The sequence below is a fragment of the Labilibacter marinus genome (assembly GCF_001659685.2).
In the GTDB taxonomy this organism is placed as follows: Bacteria; Bacteroidota; Bacteroidia; order Bacteroidales; family Marinilabiliaceae; genus Saccharicrinis; species Saccharicrinis marinus.
Genome location: NZ_LXYE02000021.1, coordinates 18861 through 36409, shown reverse-complemented (window position 1 = coordinate 36409; position 17549 = coordinate 18861). Strand labels below are relative to the sequence as shown.

Sequence of the window (17549 nt, the reverse complement as noted above, 5' to 3'; positions counted from 1 at the left end):
ACAAAGAGCTATACAAACAAAAAAGCCAGCTAAAAGCTGGCTTTAATATAGTTGATGGAACATGTATTACCCCATGGTTTCATAATCTATTTCTAAGAATTCTGTAACGATAGGAATCCACATATCGCGAACATAAGCAAGGTGAGCAGGATGGTTGTTATATGCATCGTAGTTATCGTGCCCACTAAATAGCATACTGAATCCATATTCAAATTTGTTCTTTTTACTGGTTTGAAGTACAATTTGAAAATCCTTAACCCCAGGAATTGCCGCTAGTATTTTTTCACTTTTACTTAAAAACTGCTTGACATCGGCTGAATGCGGGGCATAAGGCAAGTTAAATATGACCATATGCTGTACCTCACCTGATTTTAAAATATTGTTATTCATGATAAGAGATGATAGGTTTAAATAGAAAAAGGGTGCCTTAATTAAATCAGACACCCTTGTTATACATTAAACTTGAAATACTAATAACCTTGTTCTTCGGCCATTTTTTCCATTTCCTGATTAAATATTTCTTCGTACTTCTTTTTGTCGTAGTCTACCTGTAACTTGGCATCTCTTGAAATTTTGTTATTCATAGCGTTCAGCAATTCTTCTTTTTCTACTTCAATAGCCACAAAAGAACGATACTTTTTATCAGCTAGTACACTTGACTTTTCACAAGCTACAACAATATTACTAATTGTTTGATCAGCCACTTCGCGAGTTAGGTTTTCAAATTTTTGCTCAAATTCAGAAGCAGATCCTACTTCACGCTCATTCACATAACGATCAGTAACCGACTTTGTGTTTGACTGAATTAAAGTAACTAAACGCTGCTTAGCTAGTAGTAAAGCCTTTTCTTTAGATAAACTTAAATCACTACTTGTAGCCATAGAGAAAGCTCTAAAAAATTTCTTATCCGATTTACCATTTTTTTCACATGGCATATCTTCTAATATTTGACCCACTTCACTATTTGTAGCAACTTTTTCTTTTGACTTACAGCTATAAGCTCCAAAAGTTAGGCAAATTGCTAATGCACCTAGTCCAATAGTTTGTTTCAATTTCATAACGAACAATTTTGGTTAGTATTCTTTGATATTGACTTAATCAAAAATAAAGCCAAAGTTTAAATCTTTTAATTTTAGTTAAAATATATTACAACGTAAGCAAGGTATAAAAACCTTTACACACATCAATAAATTTCTGATTTAATTAAACTTCTGTTTTAATATTTCTTTAAAAATCTCTACTTGATCATCCGTTCCTAAAACAAATAATTTATCTTCTGGCGATATTTTTATTTGCGGGGAAGGATTATAAATATAGGTTCCTTCGGGCGTTTTAAGCCCCATTAAATTGGCTCCTGATTTCTTTCTTAAGTTTAGTTCCTGAATTGTTTTTGCTGTATTATCTACATGCATCAAGTCACACTCAATTTCCGTAAGTTGTACCTCTTTACTTTTTTGCAACAGAATATACTCGATAAACTCAACTACATCTGGTTGGGTAACCAACTTAGCCATACGCTGTCCGCCAATCCTATCAGGCATAATTACATTGGTTGCTCCAGCGTGACGCATTTTTGCATCCGATCTAAAATCACTTGCTCTACTAATAATCTTTAGTTTTGGATTCATCTCACGGGCTGTTAACACCACAAAAATATTATCGGCATCATTAGGCAAAGCTGTAATTAAGGCCTTGGCTTTTCTAATCTGCGCCACATCCATCACTTCCTCCGAGCTGGCATCTCCTTGAACATAAAGTAATGATGGATCCTCTAAAATACGAGCCACCACATTATCACGTTTCTCCAGAATCACAAACTTTTCGCCATGCTCTTTTAACTCCACACAAGCCTGATAACCATTCCTACCATAGCCACAAACAATAATGTGGTCTTCAAGTTTTACTATTTTCTTTTTCACCTGATACTGTTTATACGATTGTTGTAAAGCTCCTTCAACTACCAAACGCGTAACCGAAGTGAGTACATAACCAAAAATTCCGAGACTAAATATAATAAGAAGAACGGTAAATAGCTTACCTCCGTCCGACAAAGGAAATACCTCTCTGAACCCCACCGTTGATACCGTAATCATGGTCATATATAGGGCATCTACAAATGAATAATCTTCAATTGCCATAAACCCTACACTACCCAGTAATACAATAAACAGTAATGCTAATACACCATAAATAATGGTTCTGAAATTATCTAGATATGCTACTCGTTGCTTCACTCTTATTTTTTAATCGCTAAAACTTTATGTCCCACCCTACATCGGAGGCACTTCTTAGGTTTGCAGTAATTATTAGACAAATATATTAAAGCCTGTGAATCTCCCGCATTGTTTAGGGATATTTCATGCGATTTCCATTTATCTACAATAGAATTTTTCTCTGCCTTCAACTGACTTAACCAATTGAATGCTCTACTCTCAAACCTCTGATCGCCTGTTATTTTCCCGTATGAAAATAAATATGGGATAATAGTATTAATAATAATAAGTTTTTTTGAATTTGACCCTAACTTTTTTGATACTTTACCCGATTTTTTTCCAAAAACAAAATGCTCTTCCCAATATGACGATACATCTACATCCAACTTTTTATTGATTGCCCTCAAATCGGTTTCATTAATCAAGTTACCAAAAACGCCTTTCAACAGAACCATTAGGCTGCATAACTGTGCCAAACGTATGGTCGGAAAATTACTTGGTCGTAAGCGTAGAAACTTCCATAGATGGCTATCAATCGACTTTAACTGATGCTTATTTTTTAAAAAAATATAATCCTTCTGTAAGCTTTGTTGATAAGTATCAACCTCACCTTCTTTTAAAAGGCCAGCCTGTCCATACAATAATGCTTCAATAAGCTGTTTATTATCACAATATTTTAATAAAACTTTCAAGGGGATAGATTGTGCCAAATATTCAAAGGTTTGTCCGTTTACACCAAAGCCAAAACTACGAAACAACAAACGATAAAAAGTCTCATCCCAATTGCCTGTAGTTAGCTTCAGAATACGTTGTACATCCTGCATTCTAAACTCTAAACGTTCAACGAGCATGCGCTGTAACCACAGACTCATTTCAAAAGAACTAATTTCTCCTAAATGATTGTTACAACGCAGCCAATCAGCGCTTTCTTTTAGTTCCAAATATTTACTATGCAATTCACTAGAATACTTAATCTTTAGGGTTGGAATTTGAGCACCTACAGAATTATATGTCTCACCTTTCACTTCTTCCACCACATGTAAAATCACATTATCATAGGCTTTATCCTTTTGATGATGATGCACCTCCCAATCCGAAGCTTTCTCATGCACTTCTACATTACCCGCCCAAAGAGTATCATCTATTTTGATTTTTGCATTAAAAAAATCAGGTCCTGCATTCGTATTGATTTCTCCAGGATGAATCACCTCTATAGCCATACCACATTCGGTCACTAAATATTGCTGCTGATATAACTTTTGCTGCCAAATATATTGAAGGAACTCTTCATGCATGGGTATTAAGTTTAATGTAAGACTTATTTAAATATACAAAAAACAATAATAAACCTACGCTTCTGAGTTTTATGGACAAAAAAAAAGCCCTCATTACTGAAGGCTTAACATATTATCTGGGTGAGTTATAGCACTGTTTAAACCAAACCTTTTGCTTTTAGTAACTCTGCCATTTCTTGTTGTACTTCTTTAGCTGCTGCTCCAGCTTTCTCCGCAAAATCCTCTTCTGTGCTTGCGTAGATAATGCCTCTTGAAGAATTCACTAAAAGACCACATTTTTCGTTTAGGCCATTTTCAGCTACTTCTTTTAAGCTTCCTCCTTGAGCGCCTACACCTGGTACCAATAAAAAGTGATTTGGAATTATAGCTCTTATCTCTTGTAGTTTTTCGGCTTTGGTAGCTCCCACTACATACATCAGATTCTCTTCCGTTCCCCATTCTGAAGATTTCTTGATTACTTTTTCAAATAATCTATCTTCTCCTTCAGTTACATACTGAAAATCAGCCGCACCTTTATTAGATGTTAGGGCTAATAAAATAACCCATTTATCTACATAAGTCATAAACGGCTTTACCGAATCCTCTCCCATATAAGGCGCTACAGTTACCGAATCAAAATCCATTGTATCAAAGAAAGCTTTGGCATACATATTAGATGTATTTCCAATATCACCTCGCTTTGCATCTGCAATTATGAATATATCAGGATAATTGTAACGAATATAGTTCACTGTTTTCTCAAGGCTATTCCAACCTGCTACACCTAAACTTTCGTAAAAAGCCAAATTAGGTTTATAAGCCACAGTAAACTCTTGTGTTGCATCAATAATCTCCTTATTAAATGCAAAAATAGGATCAGTCGTTTCCTTCAAGAAACGAGGAATTTTATTGATATCGGTATCTAATCCTACACAAAGAAAACTTCCTTTCTTTTTTATGTTTTCAAATAGTTCTTGAGATGTCATTCCTTTTAAATTAGTACTAAGTTTAATGTACCTAGTATAAAGTTAATAGTTATAATACTTTCATTAAGCCAGTTATCAACTTAGAAACATCTACTGATAACTCCTTTAATTCTTGAAATTGCTCCTGTTCTAATTTACCTAGTTCCACTGCTAAAATCAACATAGACCTCACTTCTCCACAACTCCCCTTTGCAACGTTAAGGAAATATTTAAACTCCTTATTTCCCTTTCTCTCAAAACCTTCGGCAATATTATTCATTATCGAAACGGATACCCTTTGGATTTGATCTCTAAATCCGAAATCCTTACTTTGAGAAAATACGCTATAAATCTTTACCGTTAATACTTTCGTCTTTTGCCAAGCAATAATATCTTCAAAACGTTCTATTGCCATATCATAAACGAAGTACTTTTAACTAAGAACTAAATACTATTAATTAAAGCTCACTTGCTTTCAATCGTTCTGCGTTTTCTTCTACAATTAGTTTGTCTATTACCCCTTGAATATCTCCATCCAGTACAGCTGGTAAATTATACATCGTAAAGTTTACACGGTGATCGGTTACTCTACCTTGTGGGTAATTATAGGTTCTAATTTTGGCAGAACGGTCTCCTGTAGAAACTAATGTTTTACGTTTAGACGAAATTTCATCTAAATACTTTTGGTATTCTAAGTTATAAAGACGGGTTCTTAATTCAACCATCGCTTTATCCAAGTTCTTCAACTGTGATTTCTGATCCTGACATGTAACTACAATACCTGATGGAATATGCGTTAAACGAATAGCTGAATAGGTAGTATTTACCGACTGACCTCCAGGTCCTGAAGAACAGTATGTATCCTTACGAATATCTTCAGTACGCAAATCAATATCGAACTCTTCGGCCTCTGGCAATACCGCTACTGAAGCTGCAGAAGTATGAACCCTTCCTTGCGTTTCTGTTTGAGGCACACGTTGTACACGGTGTACTCCAGATTCATATTTAAGAACTCCGTAAACACCTTCACCCGTAACATTAAATACAATCTCCTTGAAACCACCTGAAGTACCTTCGCTCTGATGAGTAACTTCAACTCTCCAGCCTTTCTTCTCACAAAATTTAGAGTACATACGAAAAAGGTCTCCTGCAAAAATACTTGCCTCATCACCACCTGTTCCAGCACGTAATTCAACCACACTATTTTTACCATCTTCTGGATCGGCAGGAATTAAAAGAAGCTTAATTTCTTCCTCCATGTCTGGAAGTTTCCCTTCCAACTCATCCAACTCCATTTTAGCCATCTCCTTCATCTCCGCATCATCTTCCTCTTTCAGAATCATCTTTGCTTCCGTAATGCTTTCGAGTGTACTTTTATATTCATCGTGCGCATTTGAAACACGCTCTAGCTCTTTATATTCCTTATTTAGCTTGATGTATCTTTTGGTATCCGCAATAACTTCCGGGTCAGTAATTTGTTCCGAAACCTCTTGAAAACGAATGACTACACCGCCTAACATTTCTAACAATTTATTCTCGCTCATCTCTTTTTCTCTTATACTAATTAAATACTGAATCTATGTCACTCATAATGAGAACTATCTCATTCTCCACTTCCATTAGGTTATATAAATCCAGAATATAGCATACTATCAATGATTATTGTTATTATTATTTTTCGTTATAACTATATAAACATTAGTACTTAAACGTACCAAACTCACTTTCAATAGTCAGTTCTTTTTTGTCGCTAGCTTCACAACGTCCCACGATTTGAGCATCAATATCAAATGATTTACTCATTTCAATTAAGTCAGCTGCAATTTCTTCAGGAACATACAATTCCATTCTATGTCCCATATTAAAAACTTTGTACATCTCATCCCATGCAGTACCCGACTGCTCCTGAATAGTTTTAAACAAAGGTGATACTGGGAATAAATTATCCTTAATAACATGCAAGTTATCTACAAAGTGAAGCACTTTAGTTTGCGCACCTCCCGAACAATGAACCATTCCATGAATTTGATTTCTATACTTATCTAACATGGCTTTTATTACTGGCGCATAGGTTCTGGTGGCCGATAATACTAATTTACCTGCATCAATATCTACTCCATCAACCGCATCTGTTAACTTTAATCCTCCCGAATACACTAAATCTGAAGGTACCGATGGATCAAAGCTCTCAGGATACTTTTTTGCCAAGTAATTAGCAAATACATCATGACGAGCAGAAGTTAATCCATTACTTCCCATTCCGCCATTATATTCTTTTTCGTACGATGCTTTTCCCGATGAAGATAATCCTACAATAACATCGCCTGCCTTAATGTTTTGGTTATCGATAACCTTAGCACGTGGCATACGACAAGTAACAGTAGAATCTACAATAATGGTACGCACTAAATCACCGACATCAGCGGTTTCGCCACCAGTAGAGTAAATAGACACGCCCATTTCTCTTAATTCAGCCAATAACTCTTCCGTACCATTGATAATGGCAGAAATCACCTCACCTGGAACCAAGTTTTTGTTACGTCCGATAGTTGAAGAAACCAAAATATTATCTGTGGCTCCAACGCATAAAAGGTCGTCCAAATTCATAATTAAAGCATCCTGTGCAATACCTTTCCACACTGAAACATCTCCTGTTTCTTTCCAATACAGGTAGGCTAACGCCGATTTTGTTCCTGCACCATCGGCATGCATAATATTACAGTACGCTTCGTCTCCACAAAGAATATCTGGAATGATTTTACAAAATGCTTTAGGATATAAACCCTTGTCGATGTTTTTAATGGCATTGTGCACATCTTCTTTAGATGCAGAAACGCCTCTTTGGTTGTACCTTGAATCTGAACTCACTGAAAACTTTTATTTAGTCTTTGCAAGCTTACGCTAAATACTGCGTTATGCTTGCCTAAAAAATACTCATTTACACAAGCTAAACTCTTTTTTTTCAGACTTCACAAGCCTTGTCTTTGAAGTAACCCTATCAAAGACTTGAAAAAAAACAATTTCCTTGTTGAATCTATCTACAAAATTCGGAGCACAAAAATAATACAATTATTTGGGAAATAAAGGATTCGGAAGATTGTTATCGTGAAAGATTAGTAAGTAGCTGCAAAAAGATGATTTAACCGTTGACTAAGCGATGAATAAGCTTATCGGCAAACAGCAATGCGCCTACTCCAAACGACACAATATATACCAGTGAAGGAATTTGCTTAAATGCACCAGCAATACTTCCTATGGATTGATTAATGGAAGAACTATCGAAATTAAATAAAGAGGCCAAATCAGCACTATTAGCTACTTGCTTTACATCAAAAATATATACTAAAAAAACAATCAAGGCAGCCGCCACCCCCATTAAAACTTTATACTGAAGACTTACTCCTGTCTTCACACCTTCTGGATGACTAGACCACTCCTGCAAAACCATATTCATGGTGTTTTTCGTGAACTCCTTTGACGGTTCAGATGGTGTAAATGAATCAAACAACTCGCGCACCAACTGCTCGTCTTCTTCATATATATTTTTCTTGTCATCCATTTTTACAACTGTATTAAAGACTTTGCCTGTCCATTCATTAATACCTGAAGCTGCTCATACATATTCTTTCTGGCCCTATGAAGCTTCACCTTAACATTACTCACACTATATCCCGTCGCTTCTGCCAATTCCTCCATGCTCAATTCCTGATAATAATATAATATCAGAAGAAACGATTCATCCTCCTTTAATTGATTGATGGCAATTTTAATAATCTTTTTTCTATCCGAACGCTCTAAATTGTCGGGTTGTTTGTCATTTAAATTAACATCAACTATCGTTTTTTCATCGATGGATTGTACTTGCTGCTTCTTAATACGCATTTTACTCAATGCGGTTCTATATACAATCTGATATAACCAAGTACTAAATTTTGATTTGCCTTTAAACGATCCTAAATTCTTATAAGCCTTTACAAAAGCATCCTGCGCAACCTCTTCGGCATCTTCATTATTTTTAGTGATACTAGCAGCCAAAGTAAATGCCATATTTCTGTATCTATTCACCAATACAGAATACGCAGAAACATCGCCTTGCTTAATTTGTTTAAGAACTATTTTATCACTTTGGTTATCCATTCTAATTGATTTGACGCTCACCCTCTGCGACAAGTTACAACCAAATGATGTTTTTTTCAATGTAAATTGATTATAACAGTATCCTTAAAGCCTAGTGCATTTTTTTTAGAATCATAATAAGCTGATAAATAATTTACTATAAACCACGAGCAATAAAATTTAAAAATATTTTAATTCAACTATTGGTAGTTCGCAAATAATAGCATACATTTGCAACCGCAAAAAAGGAGATACACAATGGTGTTAAACACTTCTTTAGAGCAGATGCCGAGGTAGCTCAGCTGGTTAGAGCGCAGGATTCATAATCCTGAGGTCGGCGGTTCAAGCCCGCCTCTCGGTACTAAGGGAATTAACGAAAGTTGATTCCCTTTTTTCTTTCTACACTTTTGCATTTCTATTTGCAAGCCTTATACACTCCTTCATAACAACTCACTACATTTTGTTTTAATTTTAAACACGAATATTACCATATATCGAGCTAGACTTTTAATTTTACCAAACCATCAGATTCAGCAATTATCTTTATGACTAGAATTCGAACGTATTTCTCTATCGTATTTAGCATTGTTACGCTTTGCTTAATCGTTATACTATTTGCCTTATTAGGCCTATTTCAAAACCGAAAGGAATTTGGAAAAAGCATTATAGGCAGACATGAAGGCGTTAGAATTAGCGACCAAATACGCGAACGAAACGAAGATTTAACGCATTGTTGCTTAAATTATATACTCACTGGAGATTCTACTTGGGTAATAAAATACCATACTTTAATTGAAACTTCAGCTTATCGTCTTCCGAAAAAAGGCAGTGGCTTTACTATTTTAAAAGACAGTATTCGTACCCTTGGCTTTGGCGAGAAGGAATTTACGCTTTTGCGAGAAGCTATTCAGTTATCCCAGCTCTTAAATAAAAAAGAAGCTGAAGCCTTTAAAATGTTCGCTCTTTACCAACAGAATAAATCAACTAAAGAACAAGCGTTAAGCATAATAAGCAGTGAGGCATATTTGCAAACCAAACAAGAGCTCAATACACTTATTGTTCGTTTTGAAGATGGCATTGAATCCCAAACCACGCAAACCTGGCAACAGAACATTTCGGAAGGCATGCAAATGTACCGTATGGTTATCATTGCTTTATTCATCGTTATTATTTTTGCTGTCATTACTTTTGTAATGATATTCAAGCGACTTAAAAAAGAAGAAGAACAGGATACCCTATTTAAAAAGGGGGTTGAAAAACTTAAAATCACCCAACACAAACTACTAAAGAGTGAAGAGCGATTTAACCTAGCCGTAGAAGGTTCTGGTGTTAGAATATGGGATTTTGACGTAGCCAAAAAGCAAGTCATCTGGGCTCCACCACATCTTAAATTACTGGGTTACGAATTAAACGAGATTAAGCCGACGTTGCAGTATATTTTTGAGCATATGCATCACGACGACAGAGAATTGTTTGAGGAACAATTAACCAAGCATATTAAAACAGATACTCCATTAGCTATTGATGCACGATTTTATAACAAACAAGGCCAATTAAAATGGTACAGATGCATTGGAACATCTTCGCGAGATAAAAATGGACAGGCCAAGCGAATAGTGGGTATTTTTGTAGATATTACCGACCGCGTTAACAAAGAGGAAGAAACCACCAATGCCATACTAGAAACCGAAGATAAAGAACGCAGCCGTATTGCACGCGACATCCATGATAGTCTGCAACAAACCATGTCTGTTTCATTGCTTAATTTTGAGAAGGTGCGCGCTTCACTGGTTATTAATGATGATAATCTACAACAAAACTTTAGTACCGCTTATCAATATTTAAAAGAAGCTATTTCAGAAAGCAGATCCTTAGCACATAATCTAATGCCCAAAATTGTAGATAAAGAAGGTCTCAATAAAGCTACAGAAGCACTTATTGGTGCACTAAAAGATTCTACCCCAACACAAATTACCTACTATAGCAACCTAAACAAAGAACGCCTAAAACTTTCTGCCGAGATGAGTTTTTATCGCATTATACAGGAAGCACTTAACAACGTTATTAAATATGCCAAGGCTGATGAATGCGCTATTCAACTTATTAAACATGAAAATATGGTATCGCTAACTATTGAGGACGATGGTGTAGGGTTTAATATAAACGAAATAAAACATTCCTTTGGTATTCATAATATGAAAGCACGCGCAGAATCGATTGGTGCGCACATACAAGTTGAATCCTCTAAAGGCAGAGGCACACAGATTATAATTGAATTAACCCTTTGATATGAGCAAAATAAAAATACTCTTAGTAGATGATCACATGATGATTAGACAAGGACTAAAGTCGTTTCTTGAGCCCGAATTATTCGAAATAACAGCAGAAGCCAATAATGGCAAGGAGGCACTACAAATACTAGAAGAAAAAAATATAGATGTGTTAGTAACTGACATTATGATGCCCGAGATGGATGGTATTGAATTGTGTGCTCAGGTTACAGCGGATTTCCCTCAATTAAAAACTCTTGCACTTACCATGATGAATGAAAGTCATCATATAAAAAAGATGCTAAACGCAGGAGCTAAAGGCTACATACTCAAAGATTGTACTCAAGATGAGCTACGTCAGGCTATAACAAAAGTCAATGAAGGACAGAACTATTATAGCTCAGAAGTTACCAATATCATCATGGAGGGTTTAACGCCTCAACCAACGCCTAAAAAACGACTTGTAACCGAAGTGCCACTCACCAAACGCGAAAAGGAAATATTACACCTAATATGTAAAGAGTATTCTAATCAGGAAATTGCGGAACAACTCTTTATTTCGGCACGAACGGTAGAAACACATAAACGCAACGTATTGGAGAAAACAGGATGCAAAAATGCTGCAGGTCTTGTTTTATATAGTCTAGAGAGAAAGTTATTTGATGATTTATAGCTCCTACGTAAAACACGTAATTATGCACTTTCAGGTTTAGCCCTCATAATTGGCAACAAGCAAATACTCAACTTTGTAAAGTAAGATTTATTAATTATTCACTTAAAAAATTAGAATGATGAAAAAGTTTAAGTATTTATTTACAGCTATGGCTTTAGTAGCCTCAATGAGTTTAGTTTCGTGTGGTAACGAGGATGATCCTCAACCTCAAGATCCAGAAGTAATTCAACCACTACCACCAGAATTACCAGAGCAACCAATACCACCAGTTGTAAACCCCCATTAAGATATTTCATTCTGAAATAGTTGAGTAGTATCTTTTTTACATTTCCCTTCATCATTACGATGGGGGGATTTGTTGCTTCTACACCCCTACAAACCACCTACGTAAAACACGTATTTATGCACATTCAGGTTTGGCCCTCATAAATACCAACAAGCAAACACTCAACTTTGTAAGGTAAGATTTATCAATTATTTATTTAAAAATTAGAATGATGAAAAAGTTTAAGTATTTATTCGCAGCAATGGCTTTAGTGGCCTCAATGAGTTTAGTTTCGTGTGGTAACGAGAATGATCCTCAACCGGAAATTCCAGAAAAGATTCAACCACTACCTCCGGAACTACCGCAACAACCAACTCCACCTACTATTGAACTTCATTAAGATATTTCAATAGTAATCTTTCAGTAAAATGTGAGTTATCCTTTCCCTTTATCTTTTTGATAAGGGGATTTGTGTTTTAATCAACAGATATCAATCTAAAATGACTTTTTCACCCTTTTGGTCGAAAATGCTTGCGCATAAAAAACAATGCGCATACCTTAGCTACGTTATATTACTTAACTAAGGGAAACGCGTATTTTTTAAAACTAAACAAACCCCGCTTACTCTATACACTACATACAGATATCTTTACATTAAAATATTAATCATTAAACTAATAGTTATGAAAACGCTAAAACAAATATTAGTAATGCTTGTGATAACAAGTATATCACTACTAACTCACGCACAAAAACCTAATATAGTAGTTATTACTACGGATGATGTTGCGCCTATGGATATCTCTGCTTACCATAGAGGCTTAGGTGCCGTGGAAACACCCCATATTGATAGAATTGCAGAAGAAGGTATGATGTTGAGTGATTTTTACGCACATCCTAGCTGTACCGCAGGTAGAGCAGCTTTTATAACAGGACAATATCCTATCAGAACCGGACTTACATCTGTAGGTCAACCAGGATCGCATTTAGGGCTTCAGGCAGAAGATGTTACACTGGCAGAGTTATTAAAGGATAAAGGGTACGCAACTGCTCAGTTTGGAAAAAGTCATGTGGGCGATAGAAACGAACATTTACCTACCGTTCACGGCTTCGACGAATTCTTCGGTGTTCTTTATCATTTAAACATGATGAATCAGCCAGAACAACCAGAATTCCCTAAGGATCCAAATTATACCGGACGTCCTAGAAATGTGCTTTACACAAAAGCGACAGATGTAGATGACCCAACGATTGATCCTCGTTTTGGAAAAGTAGGTAAGCAAACCATTGAAGATAGAGGTACTTTATTTGCCGAGAGACAAAAAACTTTTGATGATGAAGTTTTAGAAATTTCTGAAAATTGGTTAGACAAAGTGCACCAAGAAAAAGATCCTTTCTTTTTATGGTTTTGCCCAACCCGTATGCATCAAGAAATTTTTGTTAGTGATGAATGGGCTGGAAAAAGCGGACACGGAAAATACTCCGATGGTTTAATGCATATGGATTACTTAATTGGAGAATTATTAAATAAGTTGGATGAACTTGGCATAGCCGATAATACCATTGTTTTATTTACATCTGATAATGGTGTTAATTTATCTCATTGGCCTAGTGCTGGAGCGGCTAGTTTTAGAGGAGAAAAAGGAACCACTTGGGATGGTGGGCATAGAGTACCTATGTTGGTAAAATGGCCTGGTAAAGTTGAAGCAGGAACCTATAGTGGAGAATTATTTACCGCAGAAGATTGGTTGCCTACCATTATGGCGGCTGTAGGCGAGGAAGATATAAAAGAAGAATTGTTAGAAGGCAAAAAAGTTAATGGCACTAAATACAAAGTACATATTGATGGATATAACCAATTGGATTTAATCACAGGAAAAGGAAAGTCAAAAAGACGTGAATTCTTTTATTTTGGCGAAAATGACTTAAATGCCATTAGAGTGGATAACTGGAAAATTCATTTAGCACTAAAAGACGAATGGGTAAAAGGACGAGAAGTATTACCAGCGGGTATGATTGTAGACATTAAACTTGATCCTTTTGAGAGATCACCTGAAACACCTGGACACTTTTTATGGCAGAAAGAAAAAACGTGGATTTTACCACAAATAGCGCCTCCAATTATGGAGTTCACGAAGAGTTTAAAAGAGTTTCCTCCTCGTCAGAAAGGTGCAGGAATTGGAGTGGGTGCCATCATGAATCAAATTCAGAAAGTTATGGATGCACCTTCAAACATTGATACTGAAGGTGTAAAAAGACCAGCTCAATAGAAAGTACAAAACTTAGGAAAATGCTTTAAGACAAGATTAACAGGATTCACAAGATTTCTTCAGTAAAACCAATATAGTAATCCTGTTAATCCTGTCGAAAAATATGTCTTCTACAAAATATAAAAGTAGAAATCCCTATTAAAGAACTAAGTAATAAGAAAAATTCGACATAGATTTTTTTATCGGTAATAGCTTTTGTTAAGAAAGTTACCATTTTAACTCTATCAATATTTAAAACAAAATTGTCATGAAGAATTTAATATATACAGCAATAATGATAGTAAGTATACTATCGTCTTGCACGCAAAAAACGGAGGAGTGTTGTAAAACCAGCAACCCTGAGCAAGTTATTTTGTCTCAGGTTGCCGCGCAAAACGATCCAATTATCACAGTCGCTCCAAACCTAGAAATAGGACAATTAGGGGACTATTATGATGCTAAAGCCATAGGCACACTTGCCTATGAGTGGGGATACGCCATGGTACGCATGGAACAAGCCATGAGAGACTATATTAATGTACCCGAGCCAAAGCCTAAAACCAGTTATCGTGCTCCTTTAAATAAAATTGGTTGGGCTAAGCGCTTACCTACAGCACAAGACAAAGACATGCCAACAGCTAACAACGACACCTATTACATGAGCGCTGTGGTTGATTTAACAGAACCATATATTTTAAAAACGCCAGATACCGATGGAAGATATTATGTGGTGAATGTTTTTGACATGTACCACACCTTAACAGAGTATATTGGCAAACGAAATACAGGAACAGAAGCTCAGACCATCGCATTAATTCCACCAGGATGGAAAGGAAATCTACCTAAATCGGTGGATAAAGTTGTACATATAAAAACCAGCAAAACCTGGTTATGGGGACGCATTCATGTGTTAGAAGGAGAAGATATTTCTAAAGTTCATGATTTACAGGATCAATTTACGTTAAACACATTAAGTGAATATAATGGTGAAAAAGCATTGGCTAAAAGAAGCTCTTTACCTGCCATGCCTCAGTATGCAGTGAGCGATAGTTTAAGATTTTACAAATACTTGGCCTTTGCCATGAGTCAAAACGAAATACTTGAGGAAGATAAATCCTTAGTAGGACAATTAGAACGAATTGGTATTAAGGATGGAAAATTTGATGCTTCTTCATTAAATGCAAGTAGATTGAAAGGCTTAAAAGAAGCTGCGGTTGAGGGTCCTATAGCTATATTGGCCTCTATGTATTCGTCTAGTTTTGTAAATAATGGCTGGAATGTGGCTGTAAAACTAGATAATTATGGTTATGACTTTTCATTCAGATCTTTAATCTCTGGTCCTTATTTAGGCGGTCAAGGAGAAAAAGAAGCCATGTACCCCATTCGATTTACAGATAGCGAAAACAAACCTGTGTTGGGTGTCAACAGTTATAAAATTCATTTTAAAGAAGAGCCTCCTGTAAATTCTTTTTGGTCGCTTACTTTATACGATGCCAACAACAAGTTATTTTACGATAACGAGCTTAACCGTTATAAATTTAGTCGCGAATCAAAAGGACTAAAAATAAACGAAGATGGGTCATTCGACATTCTTATTCAAAACACAAAGCCTGAAAACACCGATAATTGGCTACCAGCCCCTAAGGGTAATTTTTATCTGATATTAAGAATGTACGAACCACATCAGGAGGTGATAGATATTAAATATCAATTTCCACAAATGGTAAAGCTTAAATAATAGAAGGCTTTGAATAACCCTCAATCGCAAACAATCTTAAGGCGAAAAATGAAGAAAAAGCACAGTTTACTGTCGTAAATGAGCATTTTGATGAGTTTTTTAACGAAAAGAGTGGAAGCGAGAAGGGTTTCGCAAAGGTTTCTAATATTTGGAAAACCTTTTTAGTGCTTACATCGAAATGCTTCAGTTTAATTTTTGATCTTCTATTATCAAATAACTTTCGATCAAGCACTAACTAAGGGAATCCCGTATTTTTTAAAAGCGAGGTGAATGCACAAAAAACGTAGAGCATGTTTATGCAATTTTGTAGTGTAAAATATTAATAACTACAAAAACAGATGAGCTATGAAAACTAAAAACTTAATATTATTACTAACAGCCTTAATCGCTTTTAGTAGTTGCCAATCAAATATTGATTCTTCAACAGAAACCAGTAGGTTTAACACTTTAGAAGAACAAGTAACATACCAACGTGCATTTGAGGCTATCGTTTGGGCTATGCCAGCTACGGCTATTTATCGTTTGCGCGAAGGCTTTTTGGCATTGCCCGAAGTGGAAGCCAATGTAATTGTGGCATACTCTGCCCCGGCTTTATCTAAACACAAAGCCATTACTGCTAACACTGCAACACCATATATTACCGCTTTCACCGATTTACGAGGAGGGCCAGTGGTGTTGGATATTCCAGCTGTAAGTGAAAAAGCCAGTTTATATGGTCAGGTAGTAGATGCATGGCAATCAACCATTGCGGGTGTTGGGCCTTCAGGAGCGGATAAAGGGAAAGGTGGTAAATACCTACTCATTCCTCCTGGCTACCAAGGTGTTTTGCCTACATCAGGATATTATCCTATACAATGTACAACTTATAGAACGGCTTTGGTTTTTAGATCTATAAGAGGAGAGAATGCAACGGATGAAGATGCCTATCAATACACACAAAATATGAAAATGTATTTTTTAGGCGAAGAAGATAAGGAAACAAAATTTGTAGATGGTATTCCGCATCAGCTTCAAACGTTACCTCGATACGATTACAGAGCTTTGAAAGATATTCATGCTATTTTTAGTGTAGAACCTGTGCTAGAAAGAGATAAAGTAATGATGGGTATGTTAGCAAGCATTGGCATAGAGCCTGGCAAAGCTTTTAATCCATCGGATAGAATGAAAGAAATATTCAATATGGCCGCAAAAGATGCCTTTGAATATATGCACAAACTTGTATATGAGCATCACGAAGAAGGTTTATACTGGAAAAATAGAGGGTGGAGTTTTGTGATGAGACCAGATGATGTTGATGGTTTTGATTTTATTGCCAACAACAGGATTGAAATAGATAAAAGAGCAGCAGCCTGGAATTTCTTTACGCTATATCCTAAAAAACTTGGAGAACGACCAGCCACGGTTTATTTGGCTCCTATTAAAGATGCCAATGGACATAGCTTAGAAAAAGGAAATCTTTATAAAATCAATATTCCTAAAGATATTCCTGCCAAGCAGTTTTGGTCTATTACAGTATACGATGATGAAACATTTGCTTTTATCGATAACGATTTGGACAGGTCGGGTTTGGGTTTATTTAATACTCCCGATATGAAAATGAATGATGATGGAAGTGTAGATGTATATTTTGGACCTGAAGCTCCAGCTGGTTTACAATCCAACTGGATTCCTACTTCAAACAAAAAGCCATACGTATGGTTACGATTATATGGACCAGACGAAGCTTTTTGGAATAAATCATTTGTAATGCCCGATGTACAATTAGTAAAATAGCAAGTAAAATATA

17 protein-coding genes and 1 tRNA gene are annotated in these 17549 nt (G+C 35.9%); 8 read left to right on the top strand and 10 right to left on the bottom strand.

Features of this window, described 5'->3' with window-relative positions; all coding sequences use genetic code 11:
- Positions 1–66: 66 nt before the first annotated feature.
- The 10 genes from A8L32_RS10695 to A8L32_RS10650 form a co-directional block, all read right to left on the bottom strand.
- On the bottom strand, positions 67–390 hold the full coding sequence (locus A8L32_RS10695; protein ID WP_075590516.1) for a Dabb family protein: 324 nt from the start codon (positions 388–390) through the stop codon (positions 67–69).
- 80 nt (positions 391–470) lie between these two features.
- Positions 471–1058, bottom strand: a complete 588-nt coding sequence (locus A8L32_RS10690) for a hypothetical protein (protein WP_075590515.1) — start codon at positions 1056–1058, stop codon at positions 471–473.
- A 141-nt stretch (positions 1059–1199) separates the two neighbouring features.
- Positions 1200–2234 carry a potassium channel family protein gene (locus A8L32_RS10685; RefSeq protein ID WP_075590514.1) on the bottom strand — a complete coding sequence of 345 codons (1035 nt, stop codon included), beginning with the start codon at positions 2232–2234 and terminating at the stop codon, positions 1200–1202.
- 2 nt (positions 2235–2236) lie between these two features.
- Positions 2237–3508, bottom strand: coding sequence for a DUF2851 family protein (locus A8L32_RS10680; protein ID WP_075590513.1), 1272 nt, complete (start codon positions 3506–3508; stop codon positions 2237–2239).
- Between the two features lie 137 nt (positions 3509–3645).
- The gene (gene pyrF / locus A8L32_RS10675; RefSeq protein ID WP_075590512.1) at positions 3646–4473 is read right to left on the bottom strand and encodes an orotidine-5'-phosphate decarboxylase; all 828 of its coding nucleotides are present in this window, start codon (positions 4471–4473) and stop codon (positions 3646–3648) included.
- 49 nt (positions 4474–4522) lie between these two features.
- On the bottom strand, positions 4523–4867 hold the full coding sequence (locus A8L32_RS10670; protein ID WP_075590511.1) for a four helix bundle protein: 345 nt from the start codon (positions 4865–4867) through the stop codon (positions 4523–4525).
- A 43-nt stretch (positions 4868–4910) separates the two neighbouring features.
- Complete coding sequence (prfA, locus tag A8L32_RS10665) at positions 4911–5996, bottom strand: peptide chain release factor 1 (RefSeq protein ID WP_075590510.1); 1086 nt, start codon at positions 5994–5996, stop codon at positions 4911–4913.
- A gap of 154 nt (positions 5997–6150) precedes the next feature.
- A complete protein-coding gene (locus tag A8L32_RS10660) occupies positions 6151–7320 on the bottom strand; it encodes an AIR synthase related protein (RefSeq protein ID WP_075590509.1) in 1170 nt (389 codons plus the stop codon).
- Positions 7321–7591: 271 nt separating this feature from the next.
- The gene (locus A8L32_RS10655; protein WP_075590508.1) at positions 7592–8011 is read right to left on the bottom strand and encodes a hypothetical protein; all 420 of its coding nucleotides are present in this window, start codon (positions 8009–8011) and stop codon (positions 7592–7594) included.
- Positions 8012–8013: 2 nt separating this feature from the next.
- Positions 8014–8589, bottom strand: coding sequence for an RNA polymerase sigma factor (locus A8L32_RS10650; RefSeq protein ID WP_075590507.1), 576 nt, complete (start codon positions 8587–8589; stop codon positions 8014–8016).
- Positions 8590–8855: 266 nt separating this feature from the next.
- Between A8L32_RS10650 and A8L32_RS10645 the strand changes: the two genes are divergently transcribed.
- From A8L32_RS10645 to A8L32_RS10620, 8 genes are all read left to right on the top strand, one after another.
- A tRNA-Met gene (locus tag A8L32_RS10645) sits at positions 8856–8929 on the top strand.
- Between the two features lie 184 nt (positions 8930–9113).
- A complete protein-coding gene (locus A8L32_RS10640) occupies positions 9114–10856 on the top strand; it encodes a sensor histidine kinase (protein ID WP_075590506.1) in 1743 nt (580 codons plus the stop codon).
- Between the two features lies 1 nt (position 10857).
- A complete protein-coding gene (locus A8L32_RS10635; protein ID WP_075590505.1) occupies positions 10858–11511 on the top strand; it encodes a response regulator transcription factor in 654 nt (217 codons plus the stop codon).
- A 118-nt stretch (positions 11512–11629) separates the two neighbouring features.
- Positions 11630–11797, top strand: coding sequence for a hypothetical protein (locus A8L32_RS23535; RefSeq protein ID WP_158027226.1), 168 nt, complete (start codon positions 11630–11632; stop codon positions 11795–11797).
- Between the two features lie 211 nt (positions 11798–12008).
- On the top strand, positions 12009–12176 hold the full coding sequence (locus A8L32_RS23530) for a hypothetical protein (RefSeq protein ID WP_158027225.1): 168 nt from the start codon (positions 12009–12011) through the stop codon (positions 12174–12176).
- A 283-nt stretch (positions 12177–12459) separates the two neighbouring features.
- The gene (locus tag A8L32_RS10630; RefSeq protein ID WP_075590504.1) at positions 12460–14046 is read left to right on the top strand and encodes an arylsulfatase; all 1587 of its coding nucleotides are present in this window, start codon (positions 12460–12462) and stop codon (positions 14044–14046) included.
- A gap of 247 nt (positions 14047–14293) precedes the next feature.
- On the top strand, positions 14294–15763 hold the full coding sequence (locus tag A8L32_RS10625) for a DUF1254 domain-containing protein (RefSeq protein WP_075590503.1): 1470 nt from the start codon (positions 14294–14296) through the stop codon (positions 15761–15763).
- A 345-nt stretch (positions 15764–16108) separates the two neighbouring features.
- A complete protein-coding gene (locus A8L32_RS10620) occupies positions 16109–17536 on the top strand; it encodes a DUF1254 domain-containing protein (protein WP_083631269.1) in 1428 nt (475 codons plus the stop codon).
- The last annotated feature ends 13 nt before the right edge of the window (positions 17537–17549 follow it).

What these genes read in the sequence shown, in the direction of transcription:
- A8L32_RS10635 (WP_075590505.1), top strand. Translation starts at nt 10,858, where the DNA reads ATGAGCAAAATAAAAATACTCTTAGTAGATGATCACATGATGATTAGA.
- A8L32_RS23530 (WP_158027225.1), top strand. Translation starts at nt 12,009, where the DNA reads ATGAAAAAGTTTAAGTATTTATTCGCAGCAATGGCTTTAGTGGCCTCA.
- A8L32_RS10625 (WP_075590503.1), top strand. Translation starts at nt 14,294, where the DNA reads ATGAAGAATTTAATATATACAGCAATAATGATAGTAAGTATACTATCG.
- A8L32_RS10650 (WP_075590507.1), bottom strand. Translation starts at nt 8,589, where the DNA reads ATGGATAACCAAAGTGATAAAATAGTTCTTAAACAAATTAAGCAAGGC.
- A8L32_RS10640 (WP_075590506.1), top strand. Translation starts at nt 9,114, where the DNA reads ATGACTAGAATTCGAACGTATTTCTCTATCGTATTTAGCATTGTTACG.
- A8L32_RS10680 (WP_075590513.1), bottom strand. Translation starts at nt 3,508, where the DNA reads ATGCATGAAGAGTTCCTTCAATATATTTGGCAGCAAAAGTTATATCAG.
- prfA (WP_075590510.1), bottom strand. Translation starts at nt 5,996, where the DNA reads ATGAGCGAGAATAAATTGTTAGAAATGTTAGGCGGTGTAGTCATTCGT.
- A8L32_RS23535 (WP_158027226.1), top strand. Translation starts at nt 11,630, where the DNA reads ATGAAAAAGTTTAAGTATTTATTTACAGCTATGGCTTTAGTAGCCTCA.
- A8L32_RS10670 (WP_075590511.1), bottom strand. Translation starts at nt 4,867, where the DNA reads ATGGCAATAGAACGTTTTGAAGATATTATTGCTTGGCAAAAGACGAAA.
- A8L32_RS10695 (WP_075590516.1), bottom strand. Translation starts at nt 390, where the DNA reads ATGAATAACAATATTTTAAAATCAGGTGAGGTACAGCATATGGTCATA.
- A8L32_RS10690 (WP_075590515.1), bottom strand. Translation starts at nt 1,058, where the DNA reads ATGAAATTGAAACAAACTATTGGACTAGGTGCATTAGCAATTTGCCTA.
- A8L32_RS10655 (WP_075590508.1), bottom strand. Translation starts at nt 8,011, where the DNA reads ATGGATGACAAGAAAAATATATATGAAGAAGACGAGCAGTTGGTGCGC.
- pyrF (WP_075590512.1), bottom strand. Translation starts at nt 4,473, where the DNA reads ATGACATCTCAAGAACTATTTGAAAACATAAAAAAGAAAGGAAGTTTT.
- A8L32_RS10630 (WP_075590504.1), top strand. Translation starts at nt 12,460, where the DNA reads ATGAAAACGCTAAAACAAATATTAGTAATGCTTGTGATAACAAGTATA.
- A8L32_RS10620 (WP_083631269.1), top strand. Translation starts at nt 16,109, where the DNA reads ATGAAAACTAAAAACTTAATATTATTACTAACAGCCTTAATCGCTTTT.